General features: G+C 47.7%; 13 protein-coding genes and 1 pseudogene. 3 read left to right on the plus strand and 11 right to left on the minus strand.

Features of this window, described 5'->3' with window-relative positions; translation table 11 throughout:
* Nucleotides 1–42: 42 nt before the first annotated feature.
* Complete coding sequence (locus RQM65_RS13485) at nt 43–1,533, plus strand: TrkH family potassium uptake protein (RefSeq protein ID WP_314015784.1); 1,491 nt, start codon at nt 43–45, stop codon at nt 1,531–1,533.
* A gap of 226 nt (nt 1,534–1,759) precedes the next feature.
* Here the strand turns inward: RQM65_RS13485 and RQM65_RS13490 are convergent, their stop codons facing one another.
* From RQM65_RS13490 to RQM65_RS13515, 6 genes are all read right to left on the minus strand, one after another.
* Nucleotides 1,760–3,238, minus strand: coding sequence for a sodium:solute symporter family protein (locus RQM65_RS13490; RefSeq protein WP_314015785.1), 1,479 nt, complete (start codon nt 3,236–3,238; stop codon nt 1,760–1,762).
* A gap of 47 nt (nt 3,239–3,285) precedes the next feature.
* Nucleotides 3,286–3,510, minus strand: a complete 225-nt coding sequence (gene xseB / locus RQM65_RS13495) for an exodeoxyribonuclease VII small subunit (protein WP_314015786.1) — start codon at nt 3,508–3,510, stop codon at nt 3,286–3,288.
* Entirely contained in the window at nt 3,507–4,907 is a 1,401-nt protein-coding gene (xseA, locus tag RQM65_RS13500) for an exodeoxyribonuclease VII large subunit (protein WP_314015788.1), read from the minus strand. Before xseA ends, xseB begins: the two co-directional genes overlap by 4 nt.
* 1 nt (nt 4,908) lies before the next feature.
* Nucleotides 4,909–6,939, minus strand: a complete 2,031-nt coding sequence (locus RQM65_RS13505) for a S9 family peptidase (RefSeq protein WP_314015789.1) — start codon at nt 6,937–6,939, stop codon at nt 4,909–4,911.
* A gap of 142 nt (nt 6,940–7,081) precedes the next feature.
* A complete protein-coding gene (locus RQM65_RS13510) occupies nt 7,082–8,266 on the minus strand; it encodes a pyridoxal phosphate-dependent aminotransferase (protein WP_314015790.1) in 1,185 nt (394 codons plus the stop codon).
* Nucleotides 8,267–8,438: 172 nt separating this feature from the next.
* The gene (locus tag RQM65_RS13515; protein WP_314015792.1) at nt 8,439–9,539 is read right to left on the minus strand and encodes a fatty acid desaturase family protein; all 1,101 of its coding nucleotides are present in this window, start codon (nt 9,537–9,539) and stop codon (nt 8,439–8,441) included.
* Nucleotides 9,540–9,663: 124 nt separating this feature from the next.
* On the opposite strand from RQM65_RS13515, the gene rsmG reads away from it, so the two are divergent.
* Nucleotides 9,664–10,299, plus strand: a complete 636-nt coding sequence (rsmG, locus tag RQM65_RS13520; RefSeq protein ID WP_314015794.1) for a 16S rRNA (guanine(527)-N(7))-methyltransferase RsmG — start codon at nt 9,664–9,666, stop codon at nt 10,297–10,299.
* Nucleotides 10,300–10,922: 623 nt separating this feature from the next.
* Here the strand turns inward: rsmG and RQM65_RS13525 are convergent.
* Both RQM65_RS13525 and RQM65_RS18950 read right to left on the minus strand, forming a co-directional pair.
* Complete coding sequence (locus tag RQM65_RS13525; RefSeq protein WP_314015795.1) at nt 10,923–11,435, minus strand: DinB family protein; 513 nt, start codon at nt 11,433–11,435, stop codon at nt 10,923–10,925.
* A 173-nt stretch (nt 11,436–11,608) separates the two neighbouring features.
* Nucleotides 11,609–11,836 (minus strand): annotated as a pseudogene (locus RQM65_RS18950) (class I SAM-dependent methyltransferase); the annotation flags it as partial.
* Nucleotides 11,837–12,267: 431 nt separating this feature from the next.
* On the opposite strand from RQM65_RS18950, the gene RQM65_RS13530 reads away from it, so the two are divergent.
* Nucleotides 12,268–12,738 (plus strand): OsmC family protein, encoded by a 471-nt coding sequence (locus tag RQM65_RS13530; RefSeq protein WP_314015797.1) that lies wholly within the window; start codon nt 12,268–12,270, stop codon nt 12,736–12,738.
* 199 nt (nt 12,739–12,937) lie between these two features.
* Here RQM65_RS13530 and pruA read toward each other — a convergent pair whose 3' ends face one another.
* From pruA to RQM65_RS13545, 3 genes are all read right to left on the minus strand, one after another.
* Entirely contained in the window at nt 12,938–14,566 is a 1,629-nt protein-coding gene (gene pruA / locus RQM65_RS13535; RefSeq protein ID WP_314015799.1) for an L-glutamate gamma-semialdehyde dehydrogenase, read from the minus strand.
* Between the two features lie 191 nt (nt 14,567–14,757).
* Entirely contained in the window at nt 14,758–15,144 is a 387-nt protein-coding gene (gene apaG / locus RQM65_RS13540; protein ID WP_314015801.1) for a Co2+/Mg2+ efflux protein ApaG, read from the minus strand.
* Nucleotides 15,145–15,159: 15 nt separating this feature from the next.
* Complete coding sequence (locus RQM65_RS13545; RefSeq protein ID WP_314015803.1) at nt 15,160–16,284, minus strand: DUF3667 domain-containing protein; 1,125 nt, start codon at nt 16,282–16,284, stop codon at nt 15,160–15,162.

A 16,284-nucleotide genomic window follows, 5' to 3' on the forward strand; every position in this document is an offset into this window, starting at 1 on the left:
TAACTTTTGAGTAACCGATAAATTCAAATTACGTCCGATTACATGCGTTTAAACTCCCGAATAATAATCCACATCATGGGGCTGCTGATGCTCTGCAACGGCTGTTTTATGCTATTGGCGGCACTGGTCAGCGGCATCTACGACGACGGGGCGACCTTGAGCATTTCGTTAGCGGCCATCGTAACAATTTTCGTAGGTATTTCCGCCATGTTCTTTACAAGGGGGCACGAGAAGCAGGTAAAGCGGAAAGAGGGCTATATCATCGTCACTTTCGGATGGTTGGCGCTTACCGTTTCGGGGATGCTGCCCTATCTGTTTTCCGATACCATTCCCAATATCACGAATGCTTTTTTCGAGACGATTTCCGGATATACGACCACAGGCGCATCCATTTTGGACGATATCGAGGTGATGCCCGAAGGCATATTGTTTTGGAGAAGCCTGACCCACTGGATCGGTGGAATGGGAATCATTGTGCTTGCTATCGCCATCTTGCCTCTATTGGGTATCGGGGGCATGCAGTTGTTCGCGGCCGAGTCCCCGGGACCGAGTCCCGATAAGTTGCATCCCAGGATTACCGATACCGCCAAGCGATTATGGTTGATCTATCTAGGATATACCATAGCCGAAACGGTACTGCTCAAGCTGGCGGGGATGAACTTTTTCGATGCCATTAACCATTCGTTGGCTACGCTGTCGACCGGTGGTTTTTCGACCAAAAACCTGAGTCTGGCCTACTGGAACGACGAGCCCATGATACAATATATTACGATTTTGTTCATGTTCTTGGCAGGCTCGAACTTCGTACTTAGTTATTTTGCCTTCAAGGGAAAAATACAACGGATCATCAGGGACGAGGAATTCAAAATGTACACATCGTTGATCATCTTATTTTCTATAATTGCTGCCCTGGTCATCTATTTTAAGGCCGATGTGCCTGTATCGGACTACCATCCCCAGGTATTCGGAGTTGCGGAAAGTTCATTTCGGCACAGTCTTTTTCAGGTCGTTTCGGTATTGACCACCACGGGATTCGTAACTGCCGACTTTACGGGATGGACTCCCTTTTTAACCGTATTTTTCTTCGGATTGATGTTTTTGGGCGGGTCTGCGGGATCGACATCCGGAGGCATCAAGATAATGCGCCATATCATGATCATTAAAAACGGACTGTTGGAATTTCGGCGCAGTTTGCATCCGAACGCGGTGCTCCCCGTACGTTATAACGGAAAATCGGTCAGGGCAAACATTGTTTATAATATTGTAGGATTCTTTGTGCTCTACATGTTGCTCTTCCTTATCGGGGCCTTGGTGTTGGGAACGATGGGCATTGACTTCGTGACGGCATTGGGGGGGGCGGCATCCTCTTTGGGCAACGTAGGACCGGCCTTCGGAAGCCTGTATCCCCTAAGCAATTTCAACGACCTTCCCGATGCGGGAAAGTGGTGGTTGGGCTTTCTTATGCTCGCCGGAAGACTGGAGCTCTTTACGGTGCTCATCCTATTGACACCCTATTTTTGGAAGCGTACCTGAGACACCCTAAACCTAAAATATCCCATTAAAAAAACATTCTATTAATAGGGCGCTGCCCTATTGAATCTGACCAAAAGACGAAAGGAAGAAGGATTAAGGATAGCGAAATGTCCAAGGGTATTTTGGGCATTGGCCTGGCTTTTGGATGTTCCCGAAAGTATATCCGTCTAAATTCCGTGCCCTTTCCATCATTGTTCCCTTATTTTGGTGGAATTCTTAACGCTTATCATTCGGAATTTAGCGGTTCACGGATTGACTTGTGGAATACGTTGGCCTTCCGAATAAAAGCCCTGTTTTTCTCAAAATCGTCCGTGGTCAAAAAGCTGAGTACAACAAATAGCGTCAGCGAACCTGTGATGCCGATCAATGCTTGTTCGGTGGATGCGATTTCCCAGGCGACCGGTAAATCGGTACCCAAGGCCACCATAAGATTATAGGAGGAAAAAAGCAGTCCGAATATCATGGATACCGTTGCGGCCTTCGAGGTTCCCCGGGCCCATAGAAATCCTAAAACAAGGGGAACGAACGCCCCACTGGTCAAAAAGTCCGATCCGATCCAGGAAATGGTCAAGACGGACTTGATTTCCAAAGCAATGAACAAGGCCAACAACCCCATGACCACAGTCGAGCCCCTTGCCACATAGACACCCTGCCTTTCACCGGCCCCGGTATTGATATATTTTTGGTAGATGTCGACCGTCAAGGATAGGGCACCGGTGTTGATCAGGGAATCCATGGTGGACATGATGGCCGAGCACAGACCTACGAACAAAAGGGCACTGACGACGGGATTTGAAATATCGTCGATCATATCGGGAACGATGCCGCTAGCGGGAACGGTCTCATAAATTGTGGAAGCGAACATACCGGTGTAGGTGACCATCAAATAGAGCGGGATAAAGGCAAAAAAGGCGAACAACATCATCTTCTTGGCATCGCTAGCCTGTTTTGCCGCGGAAATCCGTTGCCAGATATTGGCTTGGATCATCCACGAGGTGCCGAAGGTAATGACGTAGGCCAAATTGTCGGCCACATTGTTGAAGAAAGAAGTGTAGCCTTCCTTTCCATTTGCCCTCGCGGTGGCTTCCACGGCCTCCCAGCCTCCTGAAAGGTCGTAGGTGAGATAAAACAGGAAGAGCACGGTAAAGAGAAAAAAGATGAACTGCAGCAGATCGGTGAGAACGACGCCCCTGAAGCCTCCGAAAAGGGAGTAGATAAGTACGATAAGGGTGCCCGCTACCGCACCTATCGTGTAACTGGTATCAAAAATGGCCTGGAAGAACCGTCCCACTATAATGACCTGTACTGCTGAGGCCACGACCATAAAGATGATGATAAATAGGGTGAGCAACAACGAAACCGTGCTGTTATAGCGCTGTTTCATCAGCTGTGGCTGAGAAATGGTGGCAACATTTCGAATTCCCTTCGCGAAGAGGTACATCAGGGCGGTGGCGATCAGTACGGGCACCCCGTAGATCCAAAAGGTATTCAATCCGGTTCTGTGTGCCTGATCGACCAGATCAATGGCCGACCCGCCACCCCACCATGAGGCGATAAAGGTGATGGCCAACAACCAGGCCGGTAATTTTCGTGAGGCCAGAAAGAAGTCCTCGTTATTTTCGCTCTTCCTGTTCCAAATACCGACGCCGATAATACCGATAACATATAGGGAAAGAAAAATGACGGTAATCGTGGTATTGGTCATGTACGGTCAATTTTTGAGGCAAGCCTTGATTTTGAACCCAAGACTTTCTATTCTTCGGATTTTTCAGAACCCGATTCAAGCTCCAGTAAAATCTGGTTGACGTCTTCCTCGGTAGTGGCTAGCTTGTTCTTGCAGATACCGATCAACAGGGCAGCTCGTTTTACTTTTTGGGAAAGTTCGTCCACCGAGATTTCGCCCTGCTCTATTTCGGTAACGATCTGTTGCAGTTCGTCGAAGGCTTCGGTGTAATTTGGTTTCTCTTTCTCGCTCATTTTTTATCTATCGTTTTTACTGTACTGGAGACGCTGCCTTGGTACAGGGTGGTATCTAACACATCCCCTTGTTTTAATTGCTGTGTAACACGGATCGATTTCCCGTTTAACCGGGTGATGCTGTAGCCTCTTTTGAGTACGTTTTTGGGATTGAGGATACTGAGGTTCCTTTCCGTGTTTTCTAGGGTGGCCCGGGTGCGCTCAAGCCGTCTTTGAACATTTTTTTCCAATGCAGTGCCGAATCGCGCAACCTGCTGTTTCCCGGTCGAACAACATTGATAGGTTCCAGTTTTAGTTGCCGCTGCTGCTGCATTCAACTGGAATTTTTGATTACCGAGCAGAAAACGGGAAAATTGGGATAGGGATTGCGCCTCCTGCACCACCACGTTCTTCTTTTGATGGAGAACATTCCGGCATACCGACCGCAACAGTTTTACCTCGGATACGAATTGGGTTTTCGCGTCCCGAATCAGTCTTTGGCTTTGTTCCCCGATCTTGCTCTCGGCCGTTTGGACGGGTACGGAGAAGTCGTGGAATTTTTGGATTAAGAACTCCGCCAGTTTCGTGGGGGTGATGGCATTTTCATGGGCTATCAGCTCCGCGACCGTTTCGTTGGTAGAATGTCCGATCCCGGTAAACACGGGAATGGGGAACTCGGCGATTTCACGGGCAAGGTCGTAGTGGTTGTAACAGGATAGTCCGATATCCCCGCCGCCGCCGCGAACAATGGCCACGACGTCAAAATGATGAACCACCTTTTCAATGTTTTTCAACTGGGCGATTATCGTTTTGACCGCTTTGTCGCCCTGTAACAGTGAGGGGAAGAGGAGGTGGAAAAAGGTATAGTTCCACGTCTTCGCCGCCGATTCGAAAACATTGATAAAGTCCGCATAGCCCTTACTGGTCTCCACGGAAATCACGGCGATACGCTGCGGAAGAACGGAAAGTTCAATTTGTTTATTTTTGGCGAAGATACCCTCGACCTGGAGCTTTTTGATCGTATCCTGCTTTTCCTTTTGAAGGTCCCCGAGGGTAAAGCTGGGGTCGATATCATGGATATGTAAGGTCAGCCCGTACTTCGGGTCGAACTGTAAACTCGCCAGAAATAAAATTTTAATGCCATCCTTTAGCGGTTCTTTCAAGACCTGCCGAAAGTTGGCGTTGGTTCTTTGGAAATCGCTCTTCCACAAGATGGCGCGCATTTCAGCGATGATTTTCCCTCCTTTTTTCTCCACCATTTCGGGATAGCAGTGGCCGGAGCGTTGGTAATGGTTCAACTTGTTCATCTCGGCCTTGACCCAAAAGGCGCTTTGGTACCGGTTACCGATCGTTTTTTGTATGCTCTTCGTCACCTCGAGCAAGGAGAATATTCTTTTGCCGCTTATTTCTTCTGGCATTTTAGGGGGTGTCCTTATATTTATCGAACCAGGCCAAAACACTTGCTATTTTGGCGACCAGGTTACTCGGCCTGTTGGCGATGCCATGCGACGCACCGGGTATTCTGACCATTGCCGTTTCAACGTTTTCGAGCTTTAGGGCGGCATAAAATTGCTCCGATTCCGCTATGGGCGTTCTAAAATCCTCTTCCCCGGTGAGGAGCATGGTAGGGGTGGTGATATTGGCCACATAGGTCAAGGGAGAGCGCTTCAGGTAGCTTTCCGGATCTTCCCAGGGTTTTTTCCCGAACCAGTACTTGGAGAAGAACTGCACGCCATCGGCATATAGTACGAAGCTGTACCAGTTGATAACGGGCTTGGCTACGACTGCTGCCTTGAACCGGTCGGTCTTACCGACGATCCAAGCGGTCAATACGCCCCCACCACTGCCACCAGTGACGAATAGGTTTTCTTCGTCTACAAATCCTTTTTTGATTACGGCATCCACCCCCGACATAAGGTCGTCGTAATCGTGATTGGGATAGTCGTGGTGTATCGAATTTCCGAATTCGGCGCCATAGCTGGTGCTGCCCCGTGGATTGGCATAGAGCACTACATAGCCCGCAGCGGCATAGGCCTGTATCTCCGCGGAATAAACGGATCCGTAACTGGTAAATGGACCCCCGTGGATTTCCAAGATCATCGGGTATTTTTTGTCGGGGTCAAAATTCGGGGGCGTGACGACCCAGCCCTGAATCTTTTTTTGGTCATACGAAGATTCCCACCACAGTTCCTCGACCTTCCCGAGATTCCTAAAGGAAAAGAGGTCGTCGTTGAGGGAGGTCAAACGTTTGCTCGATTTTAAGTCCGCCGCGCCCAAATCGGCAGGATGGTCCGTTCCGCCCAGCGTGTAGGCGAATTGGTTCGTGTTCGATGCGGTAAAGCTGGCCGAATTATACGGTCTTCCCAGGGAGAGTCCGCCTAAACCTTCCGCGATGTCCGATACCTCGCCCGTCATGGTGATGTAGGCCAATTTGGTGGCTCCCTGATTGTCATACTGAAAATAGAGTCCCTTTCCGTTATCGCGCCAGGCAATATTTTGCACGTCCCTATCAAAATCCCCGGAAATCAATTCGGAATTGCTGCCGTCGGCGTCCATGATGTAAAGATTGGTAATCTGATACCCTTGGTAGGTATCGTCGAAACCCAAATAGGCAATTTTTTGACCGTCGGGCGAGAGTACCGGGTCGTTATCGGGACCGTACCGGTCCGTCAAGGGTGTGATTTTTCCTTGATCTACCGTTATTTGATGGATTTCGCCATCGAGGGGCTCCATCTCTTCCGGCTCGTGGAAGTTGGCGCTAAAGTAAAGCAGGGTATTGTCTTTGGACCAGACGGGTGCACCGTGGTCGAAGGCGCTGAAGGTCAACTGCCGAGGCGTACCCCCTTCGACGGAGAGCGTAAACAACTGGGTATTGCCACTTTTTAGATAGCCTTGTCCGTCGCCGCGGTAGTTCATATCATCGATGTAGATCGGGGGAGTGTTCCATTCGGCACCTTCGGGCTTGCTGGGTAGTTTGACGATAGACTCGTGCTTTTTGGGAACGAACATGTTAAAGGCCAAGCTTTGATCGTCGTAAGACCAGGCTACTTGCTTCGGGGTCTCGGGTGAGTTCGTCAGGGCGATAGATTTTTGGGTGTCCATCCACATCACGTAGAGTTTCGTCTTTCCATCGGCCCTGTTAGATTTATAGATGATTTTTTCCCCGTCGTGAGACCATCGGGGATATGAGTCGTTGTGGTTTCCGGTGGTCAGGGGGCGATTGTTCGAACCGTCAAAATTCACCATCCAAAGGTTGGAAAGGTTCTTATCGGTCATGACATCCTTAAAATTACGTACATAAATGATTTTGGAGCCATCCGGCGAAATCTGTGGGTCCGATACAAACTCCATATTAAAGATATCGAGGAGTTCCAGATTGGTGTGCAATTGACCGTAAACCGCCGTGGTCATGGTCAACACCAAGGTCAAGGTGGTAAGGAAGTATTTCATTTTGTATGGTTTAAGTGGTTTGTCGACCTATTGGTGAATGGCGTCGCACGTTTTCTATGACGGACGCCCTCCTAAGTACAAAAAAGCCACCTCCGTGGATGTTGAGACGGCTTGTTCTTTTCAGACGGCATAACGCCAGCGATTAAACGACCTCTTTGATCCGCTTCACGGCTTCCCGAATTTCATCTTCCGAGGCGGCATACGAAATGCGGATGCAATTGGGACTACCAAAAGCTTCGCCGGTCACGGTGGCAACATTGGCTCTTTCCAGGAGATAAAGGGCAAAGTCCGACGCATTGTCAATAGTCGTGCCCTGTAATTTCTTCCCGAAAAAATAGGAAACATCTGGAAAAACGTAAAAGGCGCCTTCCGGTACGTTAAGGTTAAAGCCTTCGATTTCGCCCAGGAGTTTTAGAATCAGGTCCCGACGCTCGTGGAACTTATCGATCATAAACTGGATTTTGTCCACCGAGGCTTCCAAGGCGGTAATAGCGGCACGTTGTCCGATGGCATTGGCCCCGCTAGTCATCTGGCCCTGAAATTTGGTACAGGCCTTGGCGATCCACTCGGCGGCACCGATATAACCGATACGCCATCCGGTCATGGCAAAGGCTTTCGAAACGCCATTTACCGTAATGGTACGGTCGTACATGCCTTCGATGCCGGCAATGCTGACATGCCCGCTCCGGAAATTGATATGTTCGTAGATTTCATCCGACACGATAAAAATGTCGGGATACTTCCGCAATACCTCCGCCAAGCCTTCCAGTTCGGCCAGGCTGTACACCGAACCGCTGGGATTACAGGGCGAGCTGAACCACATCATTTTCGTCTTGGGGGTGATGGCCGCCTCGAGCTGTTCGGGAGTCATCTTGAAGTCCGTTTCGATACTGGCCGGCACCTCTACGGGCACCCCTTCCGCCAGTTTTACGATGTCGCGGTAGCTGACCCAATAGGGGGCGGGCAGAATGACCTCGTCACCTTGGTTCAACAGACACATGGCCACATTGGCGAGAGACTGCTTTGCGCCGGTCGAAACCACGATCTGGTTCGGTCCGTATTCGAGATTGTTGTCCCGCTTAAACTTGTTCGAAATCGCTATTTTCAGATCGGCATAACCGTCAACGGGGGAGTAGCTGCTATAGTTGTCATCCACGGCCTGTTTTGCCGCTTCCTTGATAAAGTCGGGAATGTTGAAGTCGGGTTCCCCAAGGCTAAGACCGATTATATCCTTGCCTTCGTTGCGTAATTCCCTGGCCTTGGCAGCCATGGCCAAAGTGGCGGAAGTGGACATGTTGCTTATCCGTTCCGAAAGATGTTGGTTCATGTAGTTATGCTATTTAAATTCCTAAAAAAATCCAATGTCAGGTATTCAAAAGAAAAGCTTTGCTCGCCACTGGCCTCAGACCGCTCTACAATCGAGACTCACGAATCACCAAACACTAATTCCCTATCGACTAACGTCTCCCGACTAACGTCTCCCGACTAACGTCTCCCTTCTACGCCTGTAATGCCGGCCTTTTTCCCAAGTCCCTTAGATGCTTGAAATGTGAAATAATCGCTTCACGAGTGGTTTTGTATTCGTGGTAGGGCAAATTGAACTCCTTCGCCGTTTCTTTTACGATTTTGGATATCTTAGTGTAATGTACGTGGCTAATGTGCGGAAAAATGTGGTGCTCGACCTGATGGTTCAACCCTCCCGTAAACCAGTTGACAATACGATTTTTGGTACCGAAATTTACGGTAGTGAAGAGTTGATGAATGGCCCAAGTGTTTTTCATGGTGCCGCTCTCGTCGGGCAGGGGCGTATCGGCCTCATCTACGATATGTGCCAGTTGAAAGACAACGCTTAATATAACGCCAGCCACATAATGCATGATAAAGAAGCCTAAAAGTATTTTCCACCAAGCGATGTCAATAAAGACGAGCGGGAGAACGATCCAAATGGTCAAATACAATATTTTAGTGATAACGAGGGTGCTCCAATTCGTCACCGGGCTCGGTAGTTTTCCATAGGAAAGCTTCCTTTTCATATACCGGTACATCTGCATAAAATCGGTCGTAATGGCCCAGTTGAAGGTCAGGAGTCCGTACAGGAAAACGGAATAGAAATGTTGGAATCTGTGGTGGCGTTTCCATTCGGTGTGTTCCGAAAATCGGAGTATACGTCCGGCCTCCATATCTTCGTCATGTTCGTGGATGTTGGTATAGGTATGGTGCAATACATTGTGCTGCACCTGCCAATTATATACATTTCCGGCCAGGATATAGATGCTGCTGCCCATGAGTTTGTTGACCCATTTTTTGTTGGAATAGGCACCGTGGTTGCCATCATGCATGACATTCATGCCCACCCCGGCCATACCTACGCCCATGACGATGGTCAAAAGGAGGTTCGCCCAGTTGGGAAGTCCCAAGGTCAGAATTAGAAAATAAGGGGTCAAGAACAAGGTGAACATGATGATGGTCTTGAGGTACAGGCGCCAATTCCCTGTCTTTTTGATTTTGTTCTCCTTGAAGTAATCGTTGACACGCCGGTTGAGTGTCCTAAAAAATTTAGCGGAATCTTTGCGTGAAAATCGGATGGTCTTTGAATCCATGGGTGTAATCTTTTGGTAAATATCGGTAAAAAGACAAAACCTCTGAAGTGGAGAAACCTTTTTATCGGTGAATATGCTAATTTTGCGGGACCCGTTAGGGGTATTCTATTATGCAAATATACGTATGAAAGCAAATTTAGTGTTCAAATATTTTCATAATTTATCGGAAAAGCAGCGGGAGCAGTTTTTGCAACTGGAGGATTTGTACGGGGAATGGAACCAGAAAATCAACGTGGTTTCCCGAAAGGATATCGACGAACTGTATCTGCGGCATGTATTGCATTCCTTGGGTGTCGCTAAAGTGCAGCAGTTCATGGCGGGTGCTTCGGTACTCGATGTGGGAACGGGTGGCGGATTCCCGGGGATTCCATTGGCCCTGCTATTTCCGGAGGTGCAGTTTACCCTGGTCGATTCCATCGGAAAGAAAATTAAGGTAGTCGATGAGGTCGTGGCGGGCTTGGCCCTTGACAACGTTTCCACCGTTAACGCCCGGGTCGAGTCAATACCTGGGCAGTACGATTTTGTCGTCAGTAGGGCGGTGGCGGCCATGCCGACGTTCGTGCACTGGACCAAGGGAAAAATCAAGAAAAAGTCGGTACACGAAAGAAGAAACGGTATTCTCTATCTTAAGGGCGGCGATTTAAAGGAAGAACTGAAACCATACAGAACGGCCGAAATCTTTGACCTGACCGATTATTTTGAGGAAGATTTCTTTGAGACCAAGAAGGTGGTGTACCTGCCACTGAAATTTAAGGGGTAGGGGGCGGATCCAAGAGTCTAGAAGTAAAAATCAAGAACCAAGAGCCAAAAATCAAGAGCCAAGTCCCTTACCCGGACCGTTGGCCCGTGATTGTGAACTTTTTCTAAAAATGGACCAGTTTATGAGTTTAGTGGTTTATACAATGATGAAAAAAAGTCTGTTGGCCAATAGTAAATGGATTGGACTATTTTTTACAGGATAGAAAAATCTCGGTCCCTGCTCCGGCGGCGCAACGATTTTAGGTGTTCAGCATATGGTGGAACGAATAGCGACAATTGTTCGCATAGCGCTTCAGAAAAGAGTGGATAGTATTGATAAGCGACCTTTTGATTGTCTTGGATTTGGAGGACGTTTTTTTCGTTTGCATAGCTTTATTTTTTTGGGATGTTTTAGACCTAAGATATCGAATTTGCCCAAAGTTTACAATAACTTAACGTTAAATTTACATTGATATTGCGTCCGTCTGGGAGAGAAGCGCATAGACGGTGCTAATTACAAGGGTATTTCACTAAAAAAGTCCCGACCGCATGTGCGGCAAGGACTTCTCATAATTTTTAAACTTAGGTCAACTTCGTTCGCGAAGCTTCGGTGTCGGGAGAAACTGGGAGTATGGAACTTTTTCCCTATTGGCTCCATGGAGGCGTAACCCCGTTTGAACGGGCGTAGGCAATCAGTTGACCTTTATGCTCGCCGTTGTGCTCCACGATGGACAACAGGCCCGCTAATTTGCTCATTTTGGCAAACCCGAAATCCACTTCCTTGGGGAGTTCGTCGCTTTCGACCATCATGACCTTATCGCGTATAAATTCGTTGGACTGTTTCAGGGTGGAGATGATGTTCTCCTTCCCGGTAATCTTATCCAAATTTGCCATATCTACATCCTCCGGCGTGTCGAACCCCATTTTGGAAGCGAAATAATAGTTGCCCCCGGCAACGTGCAATAAGGCTTCCCCAATGGAGCGTACGCCTTCCGCGGGCCGCCAATCGTATTGGTCTTCCGAAAAGGCTTCCGCCAGTTGAACTACTTGGTCTTGATTGTATTCAAGAATTCCCTTGATCGTACTTTGGGTCAGGTCGTCCTGGGCCTGGCAAACGACGGTCGCCATCAAAAACAGGGCAAGAGCCAATTTTTTCATGATGCTAAGTTTTAACGTTATTATTCAATTTTTGTGCAACCTATTATTTTGCACGGAAAAAACACAAAATAAGCCTTAGACGGCATCGAATGGATATAGACAAGACCGCTATCAAGGCATTGCCCTACAAGATATTAAAAACCAGTGAATTATCTTCCCAAAATTTTGAAATTCTATCTATGAACTTGCGAATTTGTCCGATGGCTACTCGATACCAAAAATTGATGGGCTTTTTTGGTTTCAAATGAAAAGGTCGCCCTTACTATAATTCCATTCGGTTTTAGGACCCTAAAATACGCGTCACCAACGTTATAAAAGGTCGCTATTTGCATTAAATCGAGCATGTAGGTATTGACCAAAAGATCGAACGAATCGTTATCAAAATCCAAGTCCAATGCATTTCCCTCGTTTAACCGGTAAGCCTCAAATCCTAATCAGTCGAACTTTGTTCTTGCCAAATCCGGCATCTCGGGGGATAGGGCTATCCCAGCATTCCAATACCTCCGTATCTCGCTGGAACCAGTATTTTATTTTCCCAAGGCTATTTGTTCCAGTTGCTCCTTAGAATATTCGAGTTCGACCCATGTATGTTTGCCGTCCTTCGATTATCACTTTTAACGTTTGATATCCCCGACATACCACTAAGCGTACGGTCACCTATATCAGGTCTAGCCGTTGGGAGAGTTGTTTTGGGGAGATTCCCGTTCATTGGGTTTTCTTCCTACAAACTTCAGAATTAAGCTTATTTTTGGAATTAAACTGTGCCAATCGTATATAAATGATGGGTCCAAGACGGGCTCATCCGAGAACGGCCCACCATATTCAAAAAAAAATGAACAGACAACATAACTACTCGATCCAAATCAAATGGACGGGAAACAGCGGGATCGGTACGGCCCGTCCCGGGGCGTATAAAAGAAGCCACGCCATTTCGATCGAAGGCAAACCCGATATCCTAGGTTCTTCAGACCCGGCTTTTCGGGGAGACGGGGGCAGGCACAACCCAGAAGAATTGCTGGTGGCCTCCCTATCTTGCTGCCATATGCTATGGTACTTGCATCTCTGTTCGGAAGCTGACGTTATCGTTACCGATTACACCGATAAAGCCACCGGAACCATGTTTGAAACCGACAACGGTAGCGGATACTTTGAGAACGTTGTGCTACACCCGACCGTAACGGTTAGCGAAAGTTCCATGACCGAAAAGGCGAATCAATTACACGATAGGGCGAACGAACTTTGTTTTATTGCCAATTCGGTTAATTTCAAAGTGGAGCACAGGGCAACTTGTTTGTCCAAATGACATGGATGTGAAACAAAGCTTTCAAACAAGGCCCTGCACCTTCCGATTCGGATGACGTTACCTTTCGGTTGGAGCGAACGGACCAAGCTATTGGAAAACGCGTACGACACCGCGAACAAAAAAACGTCGCATTGCCTTTCAATTCTAGCAATCGGACCAAGGGAAGTTCCCTTAGCGATTCGGAAATACACGTCAAACCCTATCCCAAAAATGGATACCGATAATCCTCTGGCGTTACAAAGGTCTCCTTGATCAATCTTGGAGAAACCCAACGCAGAAGGTTCTGCATGGAACCGGCCTTATCGTTGGTTCCGGATGCCCGGGCGCCGCCAAAGGGCTGTTGCCCGACTACCGCTCCGGTAGGTTTGTCATTGATATAAAAATTACCGGCACAATTTTGTAAGGCGTGGGTCGCTTCCTCAATGGCATAACGGTCTCCCGACATCACGGCCCCGGTCAGGGCGTAGGGCGATGTTTCATCGACCAATTTCAGGGTTTTCGACCAGTCCTTGTCCGCATACTCATAAATCGTTACTACGGGACCGAACAGCTCGGTTTCCATCGTGGAATAATGGGGGTCGGAGGTTACGATGACCGTAGGCTCGACGAAGTAGCCTTTTGATTTATCATATTCGCCGCCCGCGACGATTTCGGCGTTTTTGTCCTCTTTCGCCTGATCGATATACTTGGCCAATTTGTCGAAAGAAGCCTCGTGAATGACCGCGGTGATAAAGTTGGACATGTCCTCCGGGGAGCCGGGCTTATTAAATGAATTCAGATCTTTTTTGACCAATTCTATAATTTTCTCGGACGTGGATTTCGGCAGGTACACCCGGGAGGCGGCACTACATTTCTGTCCCTGAAATTCAAAGGCGCCCCTTGAGATGGCGGTAGCCACTTGCTGTGGTTTGGCCGTCGGATGGGCCACTATAAAATCTTTTCCACCGGTCTCGCCCACGATCCGTGGATAGCTTTTATAGAGGTCGATATTGTCGCCGATCTGTTTCCACAGGCTTTTAAAGACGGTGGTGGATCCCGTATAGTGAATGCCGGCGAAATCGGGACTCGCCAAGGCCGTTTCCGTAATCATGGCAGGGTCGCCGTAAACGACATTGATAACGCCGTCGGGCAGGCCGGCCTCCTTTAAGACATCTACCACGATTTTGGCGGAAAAGACCTGATGGTCACTAGGCTTCCAGAGCACCACATTGCCCATCATCGCCGCGCTTGCAGGTAGATTGGCGGAAATGGCCGTAAAGTTGAAGGGGGTAATGGCATAGACAAAGCCTTCCAAGGGGCGATATTCCACTCGGTTCCAGACGCCTTCGGACGATTCGGGCTGCTGCCCATAAATTTGGGCCATATATTCGACGTTGAACCTTAAAAAATCAATGGTTTCGCAAGCCGAATCGATTTCCGCCTGATGGATGGTCTTGGATTGCGCGATCATGGTCGCGGCATTGATTCTGTCACGGTACGGGCCCGCAATCAATTCTGCAGCTTTCAGGAAAATGGCGGTCCGTTGTTCCCAGGCCATGTTCGCCCAAGCCTCGCGGGCCTCCAGACCGTTCTCAATGGCCTGTTCCACATGCTTTTTTTCCGCGAGATGGTATCGGCCCACTTCGTTTTTATGGTCGTGCGGTGGGGAAATCGGCCTGGTCCTGCCGGTCCTGATTTCTTTGCTTCCTATATAGAGAGGAATATCAACACTTCCCTTGAAGTATGAATGATACTGTTTAAGTACTTCTTCGCGCTCTTCGGAGCCGGGAGCGTAACTTTTAATAGGTTCGTTGATTGCGATCGGTACGTGGAAAAAGCCTTTGCCCATGGAGGATGATTTTAAGTGTTATTGTTTGTAGGACAAAGGTATAAAAGGGAAAACGGAATTTAAATTATTAATAAGGTATAATTGATTGCTGACTATCGATTAAGTGTAACAATGCACAAATGAAGCAATGCACTAATGAAGAATTGCACTAATGAAGCGATCAATGATCAATCAATTAACAATTAAATAATTCAATTCAGTGCAAAAGGTGCAGAGAATTTAAAGGTGGGGATGTGGACCCGGAATTTTTCGGTCGTTGTGAAGTTGACCATCTGGTAATGGCCCCGCATCGCGCCGATCGGCGATGCCAAGAGACAACCGGAGTTGTAGGTGTGCGATTCGCCGGGCTTGATGACCGGTTTTTTGCCGATAACTCCCTCGCCATCGAGCATTTCAAGCTCTTTCAGCGCGTCATAGATTTTCCAGTGCCTAGAGGTAAGCTGCACCGAATCCCTGCCTTGGTTTTCGATGGTTATCGTATAACCGAAGGCGAAATGCATTTTGTAGTTCTTAAAGAAGGTGCCTTCAAAACTGGTCTTTACGGAAATCTTGATGCCTTTGGTTACTTGTGTGGTCATGTGTTCTTCTTTAGTCTAATAGGTAAAGATATTCCCCGTAAATAAGATCAGTACGGCCAATATCGCCAATATAAAGTAAATAGCGTTTAAAAAAAGATATTTGATAATGGTTTTGAAAACCCCTTCTTCATAGAATCTTCGCATGGCCTTAAACAGGTACACTGAAAAAATTGTCAGAAATACCCAGTTGCTGCCCGTGGTAAAAACAATATCGATTAAATAGCTAAGAATTAGCAAGATAAACAATAGTGCCGTGTTGTAAAAGCTAAAAATCAAATGATCGGTGTAAGCACGCTTTTTCCCGATATACGCCAAGGAGATAAAGAGTGCGAAAACGGGCAAAAAGAAAAATATGGTGAAGGGTAGTTTTGAAATCAGTGAGCTGATAAAACTCCCAGGCCGGCTTTGCAGCCCCAGCAGGCCATTGGCAATGGTAAAGGTCAATTCGTTTCTCCAGGTTTCTGGCACCCCGTATTTCGTTACGGCATCGTCAAAGCCGGTGATGGAATCCTTACGCAAAAGAGTGCGAAAAAAATCGTGCTTTTCAAAAATCGTACCTTGCGACGAATCGGTATCCATCTTTTTAAAATATCCGGAGGGGTCCGACAGTAGGGTCGAATCCCGTTTTCTGATCTTCTGTTGAAACTCATCGAGGGAAAATTCTTGCTTAAGCGAATCGATGTCCCCGGTTATTTCCGCTCCCTCGTCGGTATAGTTGCCGAAACGACCATCCAGATTTTCGATGAAGTCATCCTCTTTTTTGGTGCCGTATTTATCCAGTTCCGAAAAATTACCGGTAAAATTGACCATTAAAAAATAGATAATGGCCAGACTTAGCAAAAATCGGAAGGGATTGGTATAGCGTACGCGCTTCCCGTTGATATAATTCCTCGTAATCTCTCCCGGTCGCAAGAGCAGTGCGCCCAAAGTATTGAGCAATTTGGAATCGTAGGATATAAGGCTGGTGAAAAATTCAATGATAAAATCCTTTAAGGACAGTTTTTTGATGCTGTTGGCCTGGGAGCAATTCGGACAAAATCTATCGCTGACATCCAAAGGGTGTCCGCAGTTGAGGCATTCCGTTCCGCGGTATTTGAAACGGTACCTTCCTTTCTTCCAAGAGTCCGGTACATTGTCCAT

It is taken from the genome of Pricia mediterranea (assembly GCF_032248455.1).
GTDB classification, from domain to species: Bacteria; Bacteroidota; Bacteroidia; order Flavobacteriales; family Flavobacteriaceae; genus Pricia; species Pricia mediterranea.